This window comes from Undibacterium sp. 5I1 (assembly GCF_034314085.1).
Classification (GTDB): Bacteria; Pseudomonadota; Gammaproteobacteria; order Burkholderiales; family Burkholderiaceae_D; genus Undibacterium.
In genome coordinates, this window is the sequence record NZ_JAVIWI010000001.1 from 2436797 (window position 1) to 2453046 (window position 16250).

General features: G+C 49.1%; 10 protein-coding genes and 1 other RNA gene. 8 read left to right on the forward strand and 3 right to left on the reverse strand.

The annotated features are described in order from the left end of the window. Positions 1 to 25: 25 nt before the first annotated feature. Positions 26 to 2680: a DNA gyrase subunit A gene (gyrA, locus tag RGU72_RS10790; protein ID WP_322119723.1), complete on the reverse strand. Its 2655-nt coding sequence runs from the start codon at positions 2678 to 2680 to the stop codon at positions 26 to 28. Between the two features lie 735 nt (positions 2681 to 3415). Between gyrA and ompA the strand changes: the two genes are divergently transcribed. From ompA to RGU72_RS10830, 8 genes are all read left to right on the forward strand, one after another. Next, a complete protein-coding gene (gene ompA, locus RGU72_RS10795; RefSeq protein ID WP_322119724.1) occupies positions 3416 to 4078 on the forward strand; it encodes an outer membrane protein OmpA in 663 nt (220 codons plus the stop codon). Positions 4079 to 4223: 145 nt separating this feature from the next. Then, positions 4224 to 4928: a bifunctional 2-polyprenyl-6-hydroxyphenol methylase/3-demethylubiquinol 3-O-methyltransferase UbiG gene (ubiG, locus tag RGU72_RS10800; RefSeq protein ID WP_322119725.1), complete on the forward strand. Its 705-nt coding sequence runs from the start codon at positions 4224 to 4226 to the stop codon at positions 4926 to 4928. An 89-nt stretch (positions 4929 to 5017) separates the two neighbouring features. Next, the gene (locus RGU72_RS10805; protein ID WP_322119726.1) at positions 5018 to 5692 is read left to right on the forward strand and encodes an HAD-IA family hydrolase; all 675 of its coding nucleotides are present in this window, start codon (positions 5018 to 5020) and stop codon (positions 5690 to 5692) included. Positions 5693 to 5745: 53 nt separating this feature from the next. Further along, positions 5746 to 6106: a transfer-messenger RNA gene (ssrA, locus tag RGU72_RS10810) on the forward strand. A gap of 727 nt (positions 6107 to 6833) precedes the next feature. Next, the gene (locus RGU72_RS10815) at positions 6834 to 9659 is read left to right on the forward strand and encodes a TerB N-terminal domain-containing protein (RefSeq protein WP_322119727.1); all 2826 of its coding nucleotides are present in this window, start codon (positions 6834 to 6836) and stop codon (positions 9657 to 9659) included. Continuing rightward, on the forward strand, positions 9656 to 10957 hold the full coding sequence (locus RGU72_RS10820) for an ATP-binding protein (RefSeq protein ID WP_322119728.1): 1302 nt from the start codon (positions 9656 to 9658) through the stop codon (positions 10955 to 10957). The genes RGU72_RS10815 and RGU72_RS10820 overlap by 4 nt, the downstream gene beginning before the upstream one ends. 3 nt (positions 10958 to 10960) lie before the next feature. Next, positions 10961 to 13264, forward strand: a complete 2304-nt coding sequence (locus RGU72_RS10825) for a DEAD/DEAH box helicase (protein ID WP_322119729.1) — start codon at positions 10961 to 10963, stop codon at positions 13262 to 13264. Between the two features lie 464 nt (positions 13265 to 13728). Next, on the forward strand, positions 13729 to 14055 hold the full coding sequence (locus tag RGU72_RS10830; RefSeq protein ID WP_322119730.1) for a hypothetical protein: 327 nt from the start codon (positions 13729 to 13731) through the stop codon (positions 14053 to 14055). Positions 14056 to 14477: 422 nt separating this feature from the next. Here the strand turns inward: RGU72_RS10830 and RGU72_RS10835 are convergent, their stop codons facing one another. Together RGU72_RS10835 and RGU72_RS10840 are read right to left on the reverse strand one after the other, a co-directional pair. Then, entirely contained in the window at positions 14478 to 14771 is a 294-nt protein-coding gene (locus RGU72_RS10835) for a hypothetical protein (protein WP_322119731.1), read from the reverse strand. Between the two features lie 88 nt (positions 14772 to 14859). After that, positions 14860 to 15549: a hypothetical protein gene (locus RGU72_RS10840; protein ID WP_322119732.1), complete on the reverse strand. Its 690-nt coding sequence runs from the start codon at positions 15547 to 15549 to the stop codon at positions 14860 to 14862. Positions 15550 to 16250 lie beyond the last annotated feature (701 nt).

The following is a 16250-nucleotide window of genomic DNA, read 5'->3' on the forward strand; positions in this document are numbered from 1 at the left end:
AACTGGCAATCATCGTCGTCAAAACTTATTCCGTTGCGGCTTGTTCACCTTCGGCGCCATTGTCTATATCTGACTCAATAATCGCATCGACATCGACATCGACATCAGTTTCAACAATGCGTTGCAAACCAGACAGCTTGGTACCATCTTCAACAGCGATCAAAGTAACACCTTGCGTTGCACGTCCCATTTCACGGATTTCAGATACCCGTGTACGGATCAATACGCCGCCCGTAGTGATCAACATGATTTCGTCATTAGTGTCGACCAAGGTTGCTGCCACAACTTTACCGTTACGTTCAGAAGTTTGAATCGCAATCATGCCTTTAGTGCCGCGACCATGACGGGTGTATTCCAAGATTGGTGTGCGTTTACCAAAGCCGTTTTCAGTAGCCGTCAAGACTGACTGTTGCTCATTCTCAGCAACTAACAATGCGATGACTTGTTGACCCTCTTCCAAATTCATACCACGCACACCACGTGCAGTGCGACCCATAGGACGTACGTCGTTCTCGTCAAAGCGCACCGCTTTACCGGAATCTGAAAATAGCATCACATCGTGCTTGCCGTCAGTCAGTGCAGCACCGATCAGGAAATCGCCTTCATCCAAATCGACTGCAATAATGCCTGCTTTACGCGGATTACTAAAATCGTTCAGCGGTGTCTTTTTCACGGTACCAAGACTGGTCGCCATGAAAATGTAGTGATCTTCAGGGAAGCTGCGGTTGTCACCGGATAGTGGCAAGATCACTGTAATTTTTTCGCCGTCCTGCAATGGGAACATGTTCACAATAGGCTTACCGCGTGAGTTGCGAGAACCTTGCGGCACTTCCCATACTTTTAACCAATAGAGACGGCCGCGGTTCGAGAAGCACAAGATGTAATCATGCGTGTTTGCCACGAACAATTGTTCGATCCAGTCATCATCTTTTGTCGCTGTCGCTTGCTTGCCACGACCACCGCGTTTTTGCGCACGATATTCCGATAATGGCTGCGACTTCATGTAACCGGTGTGTGAGAGCGTGACCACCATATCGACTGGCGTGATCAGATCTTCTGTTTCTAAATCAGTGGCATTGTGTGTAATCTCGGAGCGGCGTACGTCTTTGTTGCCTTCGCCGTATTCATTACGTGCTGCCGTCAACTCATCAGTGATGATGACGGTAACGCGCTCGGGCTTGGACAAAATATCCAGCAAGTCAGCGATTACAGACATAACGTCTTTGTATTCGTTAACGATCTTATCTTGTTCCAGACCAGTCAAGCGTTGCAAACGCATTTGTAAAATTTCTTGCGCTTGATCATCGGACAGTTTATACAAACCGTCTTTTTGAATACCGTAATGTTTAGGTAAATTCTCTGGACGGAATGCGTCGATACCGGCAGGATTGTCAGCAGCGGTGCGTATCAACATCTCGCGCACCATAGAGCTATCCCAAGCACGATTCATCAATTCCAACTTAGCCAATGGCGGTGTCGGCGCAGCTTTGATGATGGCAATGAAGTCATCGATATTTGCTAACGCAACTGCCAGACCTTCCAGCACATGGCCGCGCTCACGAGCTTTACGAAGCTCAAATACAGTGCGACGCGTTACAACTTCACGACGATGTGACAGGAAGCAATCCAGCATCTGCTTCAAGTTCAATAACTTTGGCTGACCATTTACCAAAGACACCATGTTCATACCGAAGGTATCTTGTAATTGGGTTTGCTTGTACAAATTATTGAGCACAACTTCCGGCACTTCACCGCGCTTCAATTCAACGACAACGCGCATACCGGATTTATCTGACTCATCACGAATATCAGAGATGCCGTCGAGTTTTTTATCCCTTACCAACTCAGCGATTCGTTCTAGCAAAGATTTTTTATTTACTTGGTAAGGCAACTCATCGACGATCAGAGCAGTACGATTTTCTTTACCAAATTCTTCAAAATGCGTTTTAGCACGCATTACTACTCGTCCTCGTCCCGTGCGGTAACCATCACGCACGCCAGAGACGCCATAAATAATTCCTCCAGTAGGGAAATCTGGCGCAGGAATAATTTCGATCAGCTCGTCAATTGTGCAATCCGCATTGCGCAACACATGCAAGGCACCATTAATGATTTCAGTAATATTATGCGGCGGAATATTGGTCGCCATACCAACCGCAATACCGGAAGCACCATTGATCAGCAAGTTAGGAATACGCGTCGGCAATACTGACGGCTCGCGCTCTTTACCATCATAGTTAGGAACAAAATCGACGGTTTCTTTTTCGATATCAGCCAGAATTTCATTAGCAATTTTATCTAGCCGGCACTCGGTATAACGCATCGCAGCAGCATTATCGCCATCCACCGAGCCAAAGTTACCCTGACCATCCACTAAAGTGTAGCGCAAGGAAAAGTCCTGTGCCATCCGCACCAAGGTATCGTAAATCGATGCATCGCCGTGGGGGTGATACTTACCCATGACTTCACCGACTACACGTGCACATTTTACAAATGGACGGTTATAAACGTTGTTCATTTCGTGCATGGCGAATAACACGCGTCTGTGCACAGGCTTCAAACCATCACGTACATCCGGCAAGGCACGACCAACAATCACGCTCATGGCGTAATCGAGGTAGCTCTTGCGCATTTCTTCTTCAAGGGAAATCGGGAGTGTTTCTTTAGCGAATTGATCCATTGGCGGGCCGGCAATTTAGAGCTTGGTTAAATAACGATGGGTTGAAAATGACTTGCAATCAAACTCGCGCCTAAAAACTACAACTTAAAAGACCTTCGAATATGAAAATTTAGCCATCTATTTTCAATGCTTAACTACCGATTTTAACATGCCAATCCTGCTATTCATGTGGTTTTTGAACTGAGCTAACAAGGTGATAATCAGTTATGTCACAGTAAATATTGATAGTTGCTAAGCAAGCCCATACGCAAGATTCCATATTACATGAGCATTAGCGAATCGCTTAGAGTGCTTTTTTATACATTGAACACTTTCTAAGCATCATCAATGAATAATACAAAAATAGTAACGACTCCACTTGAACTTATTTGCGCTATGAATATGTATAAATATTTACCACGACTTAATTTTGCGCTTAAGCTAAGCATCCAAGATCAAGCGATTTCAAGACAAGCATCTAGGTGTTAAAATAATGAATGATATGAAGTCTAAGCGTATTCGTGCGGCGAGGTCGGTTGTTAAAAGACGACACGCAAACAAAATGTTACTTTCTTAATTTAACAATTTTGGCTCGCCAACCTGTCTTGTGGCAGAATAATCAAAGTAAGAGTATGAATTCATTGTCAGAAATTGATACTGAAATAGTATTGTAATCAAGCACGTGGTAGTATCCGATTTTATGCAGCAATTCGCGCAGTTAATTCTGCGATAGAAATCTCACCCGAGAGGAGAAATATGAAAAATTTAGTAAAACTCGTTATCGCAGCTTCCTCAGTAGCCGCTTTTTCAGCATCCGCGCAAGATATGACGGACATCAAAGCAAGTACACCAAACAGTGCTTATGTTCAAGATGGTCGTGGTGTTATTGTTCGGGATCCATTTGGTTTGTGCTGGCGTACAGGTTACTGGACACCAGCAGATGCTGTTCCAGGTTGCGATGCACCTCTAGTCAAACCAGCACCAGCGATTGCAGCAGCACCAACTCCTGCGGCAGTAGCAGCGCCTGCTCCTGCAGTAGCCGTGCCACCTGCACCAACTTCTGAGAAAGTCACTTTCGCGGCTGATGCGTTCTTTGATTTCGACAAAGCAGTGTTGAAATCTGAAGCAAAAACAAAATTGGATGACATGGCATCGAAGCTTCAAGGTATTAACCTCGAAGTAGTTATTGCTGTTGGTCACACTGACTCTGTTGGTTCCGATGCATACAACCAAAAACTGTCGGTAAGACGCGCAGAAGCTGTCAAAGCTTATTTGGTGAGCAAAGATATTGAAGCTAATCGTGTTTACACTGAAGGCAAAGGCAAAAAACAACCTGTTGCTGACAACAAAACAGCTGAAGGCCGTGCACAAAATCGTCGCGTAGAAATCGAAGTTGTTGGTACACGTAACGTAAAATAATTTGTTTGCCCTCAGGTCGGCTAATTACTCAAAACCCTGCTTAGGCAGGGTTTTTTCATTGCTGCTGCAGCTTATATGCGCTGACGAAATATGCCCTACAATAGTGCTTTTATAAGTAAGGTGGCAAAGTCATTTGCCCAATATTATGTCAACTCAAAACGTCGATCCAGCAGAAATTCAAAAATTTAGTGACTTAGCTCATCGCTGGTGGGATCCCACATCTGAATTTCGTCCTTTGCATGAAATAAATCCACTTCGTCTTGAATGGATTAATAATCGAATCCCGCTCATCGGAAAAAAAGTCATTGATATCGGCTGTGGCGGTGGAATATTAGCGGAATCGATGGCTAAAAAAGGTGCTAACGTAACAGGCATCGATTTGTCTGAGAAAGCATTAAAGGTCGCAGACTTGCACGGACTAGAATCTGGCGTCAGCGTACGTTATGAGAAGATTGCTGCGGAAGACATTGCTGCTCGTGAACCTGCACAATATGATGTAGTCACCTGTATGGAAATGCTGGAACATGTCCCTAATCCTGCATCCGTCATCCAAGCTTGTACTGCGTTAGTAAAACCAGGTGGGCAAGTTTTCTTCTCCACACTTAACCGCAATCTTAAATCGTATCTGTTTGCGATCATCGGTGCAGAATATTTATTGCAGCTGCTTCCAAAAGGAACGCATGACTATGCCAAGTTTATTACTCCGGCAGAGCTGTCGCAAGCCATTCGCAACGCTGGCCTGCAAGTCGATACATTCAGAGGCATGGGTTACAACCCGCTGACAAAAATTTACTCCCTTAATCTTGACACTAGCGTCAACTATCTCGTAGCCTGCACTCGTCCTGCTTAGCGGATGGTCACTTCCGGCTATCAAGTCCAGACTTACGATCCTCGACAGCAAATTAATACAATGTGACGGATATAACAGTAAATTAATCTATGCAAACTCCCCTGGCAGTTTTGTTCGACCTCGATGGTACATTAGCTGATACAGCTCCCGATCTAGCGGCAGCAGTCAATATAATGCGCAGTAAACGTCAATTATTACCAAGTCCATACGTAAGCCTGCGCCCTTTTGCCTCGGCCGGAGCACGCGGTCTCCTCAAAGCCGGATTTGACGTGATTCCAGACCACCCAGAGTACGACGCAATGCGTGTAGAGTTTTTAGAAAACTACGCAAATAACATCGCTGATCAAAGCAAGCTTTTTCCAAACGTCCAAAATTTGTTAAAAGGATTAGAAGAGTTAGGTATCGTTTGGGGAGTTGTGACGAATAAAGCAGCTCGGCTTACCGATTTGCTAATCCCGTTGATTGGCTTACAAAATGCAGCGTGCATCATTTCTGGAGATACCACAGCGCACCCCAAACCACACCCCGCCCCACTTTTTGAGGCTGCGCGTCGCATCAATATCAAGCCTCAGAATTGTTGGTACGTTGGGGACGATTTGCGTGATATCCAAGCAGGAAACGCCGCAGGTATGTACACAGTTGCGGCTGCGTGGGGATATTGTGGCGCAATAGAACCTACTCACTGGAAAGCTGGTGGCATAGTCGATTCCCCTCTAGAATTATTAGAGCTGATTCGTGCCAAGCATGCTCAAACAGTGAGTTAAATTACGCATTATCACCGCATAAGCTAGTTACGCGTTACAATATTAACCTGTTTGGGGACGACCTGGCTTCGACAGGGGTTGCAAAGCAGCGCAGGGCATACCGAGGCCTGACTACCTCGTAAATACAATCAGAACTATATAACTGCAAACGATAACTCGTACGCATTAGCAGCTTAATTGCTTGCTAACTCTACACCGTCTCTTCCCTAGGGCGGGCTGGCAACAGCAGTAGAGTCATTCATAGGGAATCGCTATAAGCCGGGTTACTTGGCTAATAGCTAAATAATAGGTAACTCGTCCAGCCGAAGCGTGTGCGTCCGCGTCGTATGGATTAAATTAAATGGCAGCACTAAGTATGTAGAACTGTCTGTAGAGTGCTTCTGGACGCGGGTTCGATTCCCGCCGTCTCCACCATCTATTTAATTAGACTATTTATTAAAATTGTCAATAAAATCAATGAGTTAACAATGAAATCAGTCACTTATACGGTGGCTGATTTTTTTATTTCAGCGTCAGAAATGGTCAGGAATGGTCTGTTTTGGTCCTAAGTTTGCGACAAATTTGCTACAACATTTATAGCTAGTCACTTTGGATGTTTCCTATTTATCTCTAGTCAAACTTGATTTTCATGACTTCTAGTAAATTTGCGAGCTCAACGGACTCGAACAAATGTCGGACCCATTTGTATGGGAGCAATGGCGAGCCGAATGGGTCAAGCAAGGTCATCAAGACCCTGGAATTGACTTGGTATCCACTCGGCTTGAGAGCCATAAGCTCAAGCGCTTCTCCCATTTGGCTACTCGTCGACCTCACCAAAACGTCGTGGCGGGAGCGCCGCTCATCTGCACCAGCGCTTATAACGGTAACGCCGGCCGCTGCCAACATTCCATTATGCTTGCGCGCTTGCCCTCCAGGTAGAAAGATAAGGGCTGATTTATTTCTTATAAAGCGAGCCACATCTTCGCTAACACCCACGCGACAGACGCAGAGCCCAAAGAACGTTCTATGCAACAAAGGTATTCCCAAAACAACTTTTCGCTTAAATGTCGATGAGGTATTATCGAAAAAGGTATCATTGATAATTAAAAGTTCGTCGGACAAATGTGAACGGCGCCGCCGACAGTGAAAACAGGGGAATGGATTGGCAAAGCGTAAGGGAAACGGTGGTCTAGCTACCGCCATCGTAATCGTCGTGGCCGTGCTAGCTGTCTTGGCAAAACTCGTTGCTGAGTACTGGCCGTTCTTCGTCACCGCGGCGGTGGTCTATGCGATTTATAGGTACTATCTTCACTCGCAAAAATCCCAAGGAAATAACGGCCCGCACTCCGCAGCAAATCCTAGCCCTTCACACATCGGACAAGCCTATCCAGCTACCAGCACAAGTAGCACATGGAGTACACAGCCAGTCAGCCAGCCACAATCAGGCGGTAACGCAGCCCCGCTTGTCGAGGATGAACTGACATCATTTGGCTCTAGCACTAATCCAGCACGCGTCAATGACTATAAAATACCTGTCGCACCTAGCGAATTGAAAACCGCACTTCGGCTGGACAAGTCTGAATCTATCACCATCGAAGGAATCGAAATCCCCGGAGGGGAAGTCTACGTTGAGCCGTCGTTGACAGCAACAAATGGTAGAGTAGAACCAGCGCTAGTTGGCCAACGGAAGGCGTTGTTCTATGCGATTTATAGGTACTATCTTCACTCACAAAAATCCCAAGGAAATAACGTCCCGCACTCCGCAGCAAATCCTAGCCCTTCACACATCGGACAAGCCTATCCAGCTACCAGCACAAGTAGCACATGGAGTACACAGCCAGTCAGCCAGCCACAATCAGGCGGTAACGCAGCCCCGCTTGTCGAGGATGAACTTACATCATTTAGCTCTAGCACTAATCCAGCGCGCGTCGATGACTATAAAATACCTGTCACACCTAGCGAATTCAAAACCGCACGTTGGCTGGACAAGTCTGAATCTATCACACTCGCAGGAATCGAAATCTCCGGAGGGAAAGTCTACGTTGGGCCGTCGTTGACAGCCGCGAATGGCGGAGTGGAGCCGTCGCTGATTGACCCACGTAAGAATGTCGCAAAAAACGGACACTACACAGAACGGCACACGAACTATTGGCCAAACTATTCGGATATTTCCCCTCAGGCTCGTCGTGCGTATTTACTCTGGTTAGCAGACGGCAGAAGCGCACCAGACGCCGATATCGGCTACGTCTTCCTTTATTTCTATGGACTTGAACGCCGGATAATTTTAGACATTTTGCGAGAAAAGCAGGCCCAAGACGAGCTGCCCGAAATAGCTCTTGAGCTGAAGCGTCTATACGCCACGTACGCAGATGGTTCAAACTCCTTCAAAATGTACTGCGGACAGTTGATTGAAATAGTGGACGCAGCAAACCAGTCCTCTAGGCTCTACGTAGAAGACCTAGGTGACCTGCCTCCCTCCTACGGCCTGCCTCTACCTCTCAGGGTTGCCATCGGACAGGCTGTGCGCGACGGAGTCCCAATTCCAATGCGCCTTGCATTAGCTTGGGCCGAACGAGACCCTGCAATCTCACGTAAAACCCCAGTCCAACGGTGCTCCGACGAGTTCAAGAAGCTGTTCGCTAGCGAGTATGCGAAAGCCTTTGGGCAAGGTCTGAAAATCGCACCTAATAAAACCAAAATCAGGTTGAGCTATCGCCCCGCCTCCGGAGGCTTCATGGGTTCAACCGGTGTGGACATGAAGTTCGGAGACACCCCTGACGTTACCGCGCTTACGGCGCCCGTCAAAAAGCTCCAAGCAGTCGTGGATTCGTGCACCAAGCTCCTCGAACCATATAGCAGATATCTCGCACGAAATCCCGAGGGAAGACATGACCTCGAAGCGGTACTAACCCTACCCCTCGAGTTTTGGCCAGACACTTCTCGTCAGGCAATAGGGGACATCAAACTAAAGGTCAACAACGGGCTGGTAGTTCTAAAATTTAAAGAGCTATTCGCGACGTTCAAGGCCACTGGTGAACTGACGAAAGATAAACAGCAAGCTCTGGCAAGCGCTCTCGAAGCGGGCGGAATTGGTATTGAGCCGGACGTTCTTGGCTCCAATCGGGCCAGCAAACCAGAGGACCCTCTCGTGCTATTCCAAACTAACATACGCGCACAGGAGATAAGGGACAACCCTGCCTACAAGGTGGCAAAGATAAGCGTCGAACTCGCAGCGGCCGTTGCGCATGCCGATGGAGACTTCTCCGAAGCCGAGCTCAATCACCTCAATTTGTACATCGACAAATGGAACCACCTCAACATCGAGTCGCGCCTTCGGCTAAAAGCTTATGCGCAAGTGCTGGTGAACAGTTCCGTCGCGCTTTCATCCATCAAGAAAAAAGTTGAGCTACTCGACCAGCAAACTCGCGAGGCAATCGCGGCGTTTGCCGCTGCCATGGTATTAGCTGACGGCGTACCACTGCCAGAGGAAGTCAAACTGCTAGAGAAGATATATCTTCAATTAGGCTTGGAGCGCACGACTGCCTATAGTGATATTCATGCAGGCCATGCCGTCGCCAAGATGCCGGCTCAATCACCTAGTGTTAGTGCACCCGGCTTTACTTTGGACCAGTCAAAGATTGCGGCACTCAAAGAATCGAGTGACATGATTGCCCAGCGCCTTGCAGCTATTTTTGTAGAAGATACAGTACCTGAATCAGCGCCCGCCGAAATTCGTGCGGAACACCCGCAGTCCAACACCATACTCGGCCTGGACGAGAGCCATAGCGCGTTTGCCCGCTTACTCGTCTCTCGCTCAACCTGGGAGCGGGCCGAACTACTGGATGTGGCACAGGACTTGAACATCATGCTGGACGGAGCACTAGAAAAACTCAACGAAGCGAGTCTCGACGAGTTGGACACAACATTCACCGACGGCAATGACCCGATAGAAATCAACGCAGAAATGATAGAGAGCCTAACGCAATGAGCACAACAACTATTCGCCCCAAAGACCGCGATGCAGTTATTCAATCCCTGCGAGCCGGTGTATCGCCAAGGCATGGCCAACACCTGATTCAAGTCGGTAGAAATCACGAAATCGAAACGCTCATACAAGACATAGACCGCGTCGCAGACGGCGGCTCGACCATTCGCTTCGTCATCGGTGAATACGGTGCCGGCAAGACCTTCTTCCTCAATCTGGTGCGAGCCGTTGCGATGGAGCGCAAACTCGTCACCGCAAACGCCGACCTAAACCCGGACCGCCGACTGCATGCTACTGGCGGCCAAGCAAGGTCGCTATTCGCTGAATTGATGCGCAATCTATCGACCAGGACAAAGCCCGACGGAGGCGCCATGAACGGCATCGTCGAACGTTTCGTAGCGACCGCGAGGACGGAAGCACTTGCTGCCGGTACGACCGCTGGAGCGGTCATCCGGTCGAAACTCGAGCATCTGACGGAAATGGTTAACGGATTCGACTTTGCCGAGGTCATTTCTTGCTACTGCAAAGGCTTCGACGATGGTAACGAGCAGCTAAAGTCCGATGCTATTCGCTGGCTTCGCGGTGAATTCTCTACCCGCACCGACGCACGTCAGGCGCTGGGCGTACGCACCATCGTTGACGATGCTTCGTTCTACGACCAACTCAAGCTGTTCGCACGGTTCGTTCGCCTTGCAGGATACTCCGGCTTTGTGGTGTGTTTGGACGAGCTAGTCAACCTCTACAAGCTGTCGAACACGCAGGCGCGCAACGCAAATTACGAACAGATTCTCCGTATCCTGAACGACTCCCTCCAAGGCTCGGCTGAAGGGCTTGGATTTATCCTGGGCGGAACACCGGAATTCTTGATGGACACGCGCAGAGGTTTATTTAGCTACCCTGCCCTCCAGAGCCGGCTCGCTGAAAATACGTTTGCGAAGTCTGGACTCGTCGATTTCAGTGGTCCCGTAATACGGCTAGCGAGCTTGTCGCCCGAGGACTTCTACGTCATGCTGCTTAAGCTTCGTAACGTCTATGCCTTCGGCATGCCGGAAAAATACCTGCTTCCTGATGAGGCCATCGCACCGTTTATGGCGCATTGCGCACGTCGTCTGGGTGACAGTTATTTCCGTACCCCGCGAACGACGATTACGGCATTCATCAATTTGCTAGCAATCCTTGAGCAGAATCCGGGCCAGGATTGGAAACCACTGATTGACGTTGTTGACGTCGAGCCGGACACTGGCGGCAGTACGGACGCAGAGATTGACGTTGACGATGAGTTGGCCAGCTTTAAGATGTAGTCGATGAGCCAGCAATCATCATCTTTTGAACTGCTCGAGGAACGCATCCGCCGCTGGATTTGGTCGGCGGGCTGGGAAGAATTGCGGGAAGCTCAAGAGCGCGCGATTCCCGCTATTCTGCCGGGAGACCACGACGTCATCGTCGCTGCAGCAACCGCTGCCGGTAAGACCGAAGCCGCGATGCTCCCAGTGCTTACACACCTTCTGCAACTTGAGAATCAGAATGGCCTGGTGATTTATATCAGTCCGCTGAAAGCGTTAATTAATGACCAGTTCGGGCGCCTGGAACCCCTCTGTGAGGCGCTTGAAGTAGCTGTATGGCCATGGCATGGGGACATCTCCTCGTCGTCGAAGACTCGCTTCCTAAAGCGTCCGGCAGGGATATTGTTAATCACGCCTGAATCCCTTGAGGCGCTGTTGTGCAATAGAGGTTTTTCCGCACCGATTCTGTTTTCCAACCTAAAATATATCGTCGTCGATGAGCTACACGCCTTCATCGGTAGCGAGCGAGGCAAGCAGCTGCAGTCGTTGATGCACCGGATAGAACTCGCTGCGAACAAGCAGGTTCCGCGTATCGGCCTTTCTGCCACATTAGGCGATATGCGTCTGGCAGCATACTTCCTGCGCCCTGCCTCAGAGGACGGTGTCGAGATTATCGAATCGAAGTCTGAGGGCGGCGAGTTGAAGCTGGTCGTGAAGGGCTTTGTCGAGATGGAACCAAGCCCGGACTTGGAAGAGCAATCTCCAGAATCGCAGGCATCCCAGTCAATCACTGGCCACCTCTTCAAGACGCTAATCGGTTCGAACAATCTCGTCTTTCCAAACAGCCGCTCGAAGGTCGAGCAGTACACGTATGGGCTACAGAAACTATGTGAAGAAAGCGGCAGGCCAAATGAATTCTGGCCGCATCATGGAAACCTCTCAAAAGAGATTCGTGAAGAGACAGAGTCAGCGTTAAAAAACAAAGAACTCCACGCCACGGCCGTCTGCACAAACACGCTAGAGCTGGGCATTGATATCGGAGCAGTTAAGAGCATCGCCCAAATTGGGTCTCCCCCATCGGTTGCTAGCCTACGCCAACGGCTTGGCAGGTCAGGACGCAGAAAAGGAGAGCCTGCCATCCTGCGCGCGTATGCAATTGAATCACAGCTGACGGACCGGTCACATGTGCTGACACAACTGCGTGAGGGCATGTTCGAACTAACGGCGATGATTAGCTTGCTGCTGGAAGGATGGTTCGAACCCCCGCGAGCACGCGGTCAGCACCTGTCTACACTTGTGCAGCAATTACTATCGCTAATCGCTCAACGCGGTGGGGTAACTGCGGCAGACGCATACCGAACCCTATGCAGTTCTGGCCCGTTTGAGTCCGTCTCGAAGAGCGACTTCGTAGCACTGATTTCACATCTGGGTGCCATCGAAATCCTGCAACAGGAATCGTCAGGTGTCCTTCTGCACGGCGCCAAAGGCTCGCCGCTGGTAAATCATTACACGTTTTACGCCGCGTTCAGCGCTGAGGAAGAATTCCGCGTCGTGGCCGGCATTAAGAGCTTAGGCTCGATACCGGTATCTAGTGCCATTAGCGTCGGCGACTTTATCCTGTTTGCTGCAAAAACCTGGCACGTGGACGAAGTCGATGACGAGTCCAAGTCAATTTACGTGACTCATCACAAGACCGGCAAGGCCCCACCTTTCAACAGTCCCGGCGGAGCAATCCATGACCGTGTCCGCCAGCGTATGCGCGAGCTCTACGAGGAAAGGAGTGACCTCGGCTTTCTCGACGAAACAGCCAAGCGGCTGATAGCCGAAGGACGCAGCACGTATTCACGCTTTTCACTCGCGGCTAATGCGTTCGTTAGCGCGGGAAGTACGCACTTGTTGTTCACCTGGTTGGGTGATGCAAAGAACGAGGCGCTGGCGATGATGCTTCGTACAAGGGGATTTAGCGTCTCGTTGGTCGGCCCCGCGCTTGAAATTTTTGGAACCTCGAATTCTGTTGTCGATGCGACCGCCTGTTTGGCGGAGATTGCCACGATGCCGGCTCCATCAGCGAATATGCTACTTGCTGACGCCCATAATTTGACGCAGGAGAAGTGGGACTGGGCTCTACCGGAGCGACTACTGCAGAATTCCTTCGCGAGCCTGAAGCTGGATATCGATGGGGCTCATGAATGGTTAAAAACCCATCCAATCTTTTCGATACGTAACGCGCAGTGCGAAGCAGACTCGAGCCGCCCACCGGTCGCTGGGACCTCCGCATTCTCAAGCAACAGTTCCAATAACAATCAGAATAAGGATTCCTTATAAAGTGGATTAGTGCTTTAGAGCTTGAATAGCGGGCTGAAAAATTGAATGCAAGAGCAGACTTTCCTGGTGTCATATTCGATTTAGTCTGAGCATCCGCGACAAGTCTGTCTTCATAGACTTAGCCCGAAGACTCTGAGAGTCTGAACCGTGGGCACGCTTGTCGGACTGAGCCACATGACCTTGCAGGAAAGTTTATTCGGAGGCTAGGGCAAACGCTTATCAACTGCATATCCTGCCTTTGCTGGGCGATTAAACTTCATTTCCCGATTATTTTTCATATCTGGCACCAGATACTGGCCTGCTGTTTATGGTCAGTACCTATACATAATGTAATCTTAGGCCAACAAAAATTTCCACGGAGAAATTAAATACTTGACAAACTCGTTATTGCACTAGCATTTTGTGTAGTTTTACTAAGTGCTAGAAAATTAATTTCATTAAAGATAACAAAAAGGAAAATTTCAATGGGGCTAGTGTTGAGCGGTACGATAGAGGCAGACGTTGTGCCTAGTGCATTGGGTGGCAACTGGTGGCAAATGACTGGCAAAAATATCAAATTTGCTGACTTGCCCGTTGAGAGCTACACAGACGCCGTCGATGTCGATTTTGACGTGAGAATCGAGGGAATTCATGACAGCGACGCGATAGCCGAAGAGGACCCGCGAGTCAACGGCCGGTGGCATGAGTCCGTAATTGGGATTATGCACAGGCCATCTGGCGAGGCCATTTTATTAATCGAAGTGGGCGCCTTAGAGGGCAAACTTTTCGAGCTAATCTGCCCGTCGAGTTAGAAAAATAATAAATTGATTTCCTTAAAGACCCCTACCCGGGGTCTTTTTTTAACGGTGCACAGGTACCTATACTCATTAGGTCAACTGTGAGGAGGTACCGTGAAAAAACGAATTTTTGAGATTTACCGCTCGAGAGAAGATGCGCTTCGAGGCGACCCATTCGTCTGTGTCGAGGCAGCGGATTTGGAGCAGGCAATTGTTAGAGCGAGACAAATTGCACCCCTTGTCGATTCAACAAGACTCACGATGCTAACGCTCGAATCGCGGGGCTGGGGAGCTAAAGAGGCCGACGGGACAAACGACGCACCTCTGTGTCTCAGTGGGATTTTTGAGGTGCTAGACGAGCTGCTAGGGACTGTGAGGCAGTCAGAGCGAGACCTGCACTAGAATCTAATTAAGGGCCCCTCGGGGCCCTCTTCATTTCAGTCAAAATTAGAAAATCCAGTATCAAAAGCAGATGAATCAAACGGAATCGCCGTATCAAAATCACAAAATTGAGTAGCATTGTTAATACCAAAAGAACAATTATCAATCATACTGACCGAATTGTTAAGCTGGACTGAGGCTAATGGGTCAAAGCCTGGCATCGCATCTGATAAGGAATTTACAAAAGGCGATACCGGGGCAGCGATGGCATTATTGGAATAATCTGTCACATAAACGCAAAAAACTGGAGAATTCAGCGTATTTATTATAAATTTGAGCATGTTTATCACGTTTAATCTCCAATTTTTGGCAGGACTTACACTTTAGTACAAAACGAGGAAACTGCAAGATTTAGGTAAAAGCCCCCCTCCCCTAGTACTAGTACACATCACCATATCCCTTGTCGTAGTCAGCCCTAGTAGCGGCAGCCGAACTAGAATTCTGCGCGCGCCGTCTACTAAATTTCGCTTCTCGCGCTGCCAGCAGTGGCGCCTGTTCTGCAAATTGCTCCGCTCCCTCGGGTAGCCTAGACGATTTTTTAGATATCAGGCTGGCAACGTAGGCTGCGTGGTTGCCGATGCCGTAGCGGGCCTCACGGGCGGCGAGTTGGCGAGCCGCATACTGGTCGTTGGGCAACATTCGGTTCGTTAGGGCTTTGGGCTCGACACCAGGAGGCCCTGCTACTAATTTGAGAGTCGCCTCGGATTCCTCCAGCAGGGGCGACGATAATGCCGCGGACTCAGCAGCTATTGCGTCAGTTAGAGTGATTTTACGGACGCGGTTAAAACCCGTTTTTTCGGCGATTTGGAGGTAGCCTAATTCGGCTAGCATGTGCAGCAGAGGACCTAAATTTTTGCGATGCATTCCTATTCTCTCGGCTAAACGCTCCTGCGAGGCACGGCACAGTCCCGTGTGTACGTCAGCGTCGCAAGCGACTGCAGCGTAGACGAGCAATAGACCGGGTAATTGACGGGAACTCACACGGGGGTCGCTCAAAAGTTGCGTCGATAACATCACATATCCCGGAGCGAGATGTGCGGACAAAGCTGGTTTTTGCTGGTTTTTCATCACAATAAACCTCAAATGAATGTTTTTAGCATAGAGCCGTTAAGAACTGACTGCAGCTCCGCCGTAGTCGTGCGCTCCACGTACGCTAGCGTTCCTAACTCGTCGACTAGGCGTTGCAGTGACGGCGTGCACAGCGACAGGACGTAGCGGACGACAGCGGACAGAGGCCGCTGCTGCAACTCAGACAAAATGGTCAGTACGTCGTAGCTGTCCTGGTCTAGAGTCACCGACAAACGGGGTTTGGTAGTCGACATAAAAATTCTCCTGGTGATGCACTGCAGCGAAATTGCTGCAGTTACAAAACGTGTAGGCACGGAGATTAAAAAAGACGGCGCGTTAAGGGAAAGTTAAAAAAATCGTGCTGACGACGGTATGCCTCGTTAAAACTCCGAACTTATGCCATTACAGGTTAAAAGCTCCTAGGAAGGTTAACGACTGGGCGTTACCCACCATAAACACGCAGGGTGACCCAAGTCACCCTTGGCCGTGAGCGACAGGGAGCGTTAGCGAGCGACAGCGAACCAGCGTTACCCTTCCTAAGCACCCGAACTTATGCCCTTACAGCTTTTTATTTTCGTTAAGAAAAAGCTCCTAGGAGGGTTAACGTACTGTAATGGCATGAGTACGTAATATTGCGTAATAGACAACTGCAAAGTATTTTGACGCCGCCAACGGCGTCACAGCGGACCGGCGGAGGCCGG

What these genes read in the sequence shown, in the direction of transcription:
- gyrA (WP_322119723.1), bottom strand. Translation starts at nt 2,680, where the DNA reads ATGGATCAATTCGCTAAAGAAACACTCCCGATTTCCCTTGAAGAAGAA.
- ompA (WP_322119724.1), top strand. Translation starts at nt 3,416, where the DNA reads ATGAAAAATTTAGTAAAACTCGTTATCGCAGCTTCCTCAGTAGCCGCT.
- ubiG (WP_322119725.1), top strand. Translation starts at nt 4,224, where the DNA reads ATGTCAACTCAAAACGTCGATCCAGCAGAAATTCAAAAATTTAGTGAC.
- RGU72_RS10805 (WP_322119726.1), top strand. Translation starts at nt 5,018, where the DNA reads ATGCAAACTCCCCTGGCAGTTTTGTTCGACCTCGATGGTACATTAGCT.
- RGU72_RS10820 (WP_322119728.1), top strand. Translation starts at nt 9,656, where the DNA reads ATGAGCACAACAACTATTCGCCCCAAAGACCGCGATGCAGTTATTCAA.
- RGU72_RS10825 (WP_322119729.1), top strand. Translation starts at nt 10,961, where the DNA reads ATGAGCCAGCAATCATCATCTTTTGAACTGCTCGAGGAACGCATCCGC.
- RGU72_RS10830 (WP_322119730.1), top strand. Translation starts at nt 13,729, where the DNA reads ATGGGGCTAGTGTTGAGCGGTACGATAGAGGCAGACGTTGTGCCTAGT.
- RGU72_RS10840 (WP_322119732.1), bottom strand. Translation starts at nt 15,549, where the DNA reads ATGAAAAACCAGCAAAAACCAGCTTTGTCCGCACATCTCGCTCCGGGA.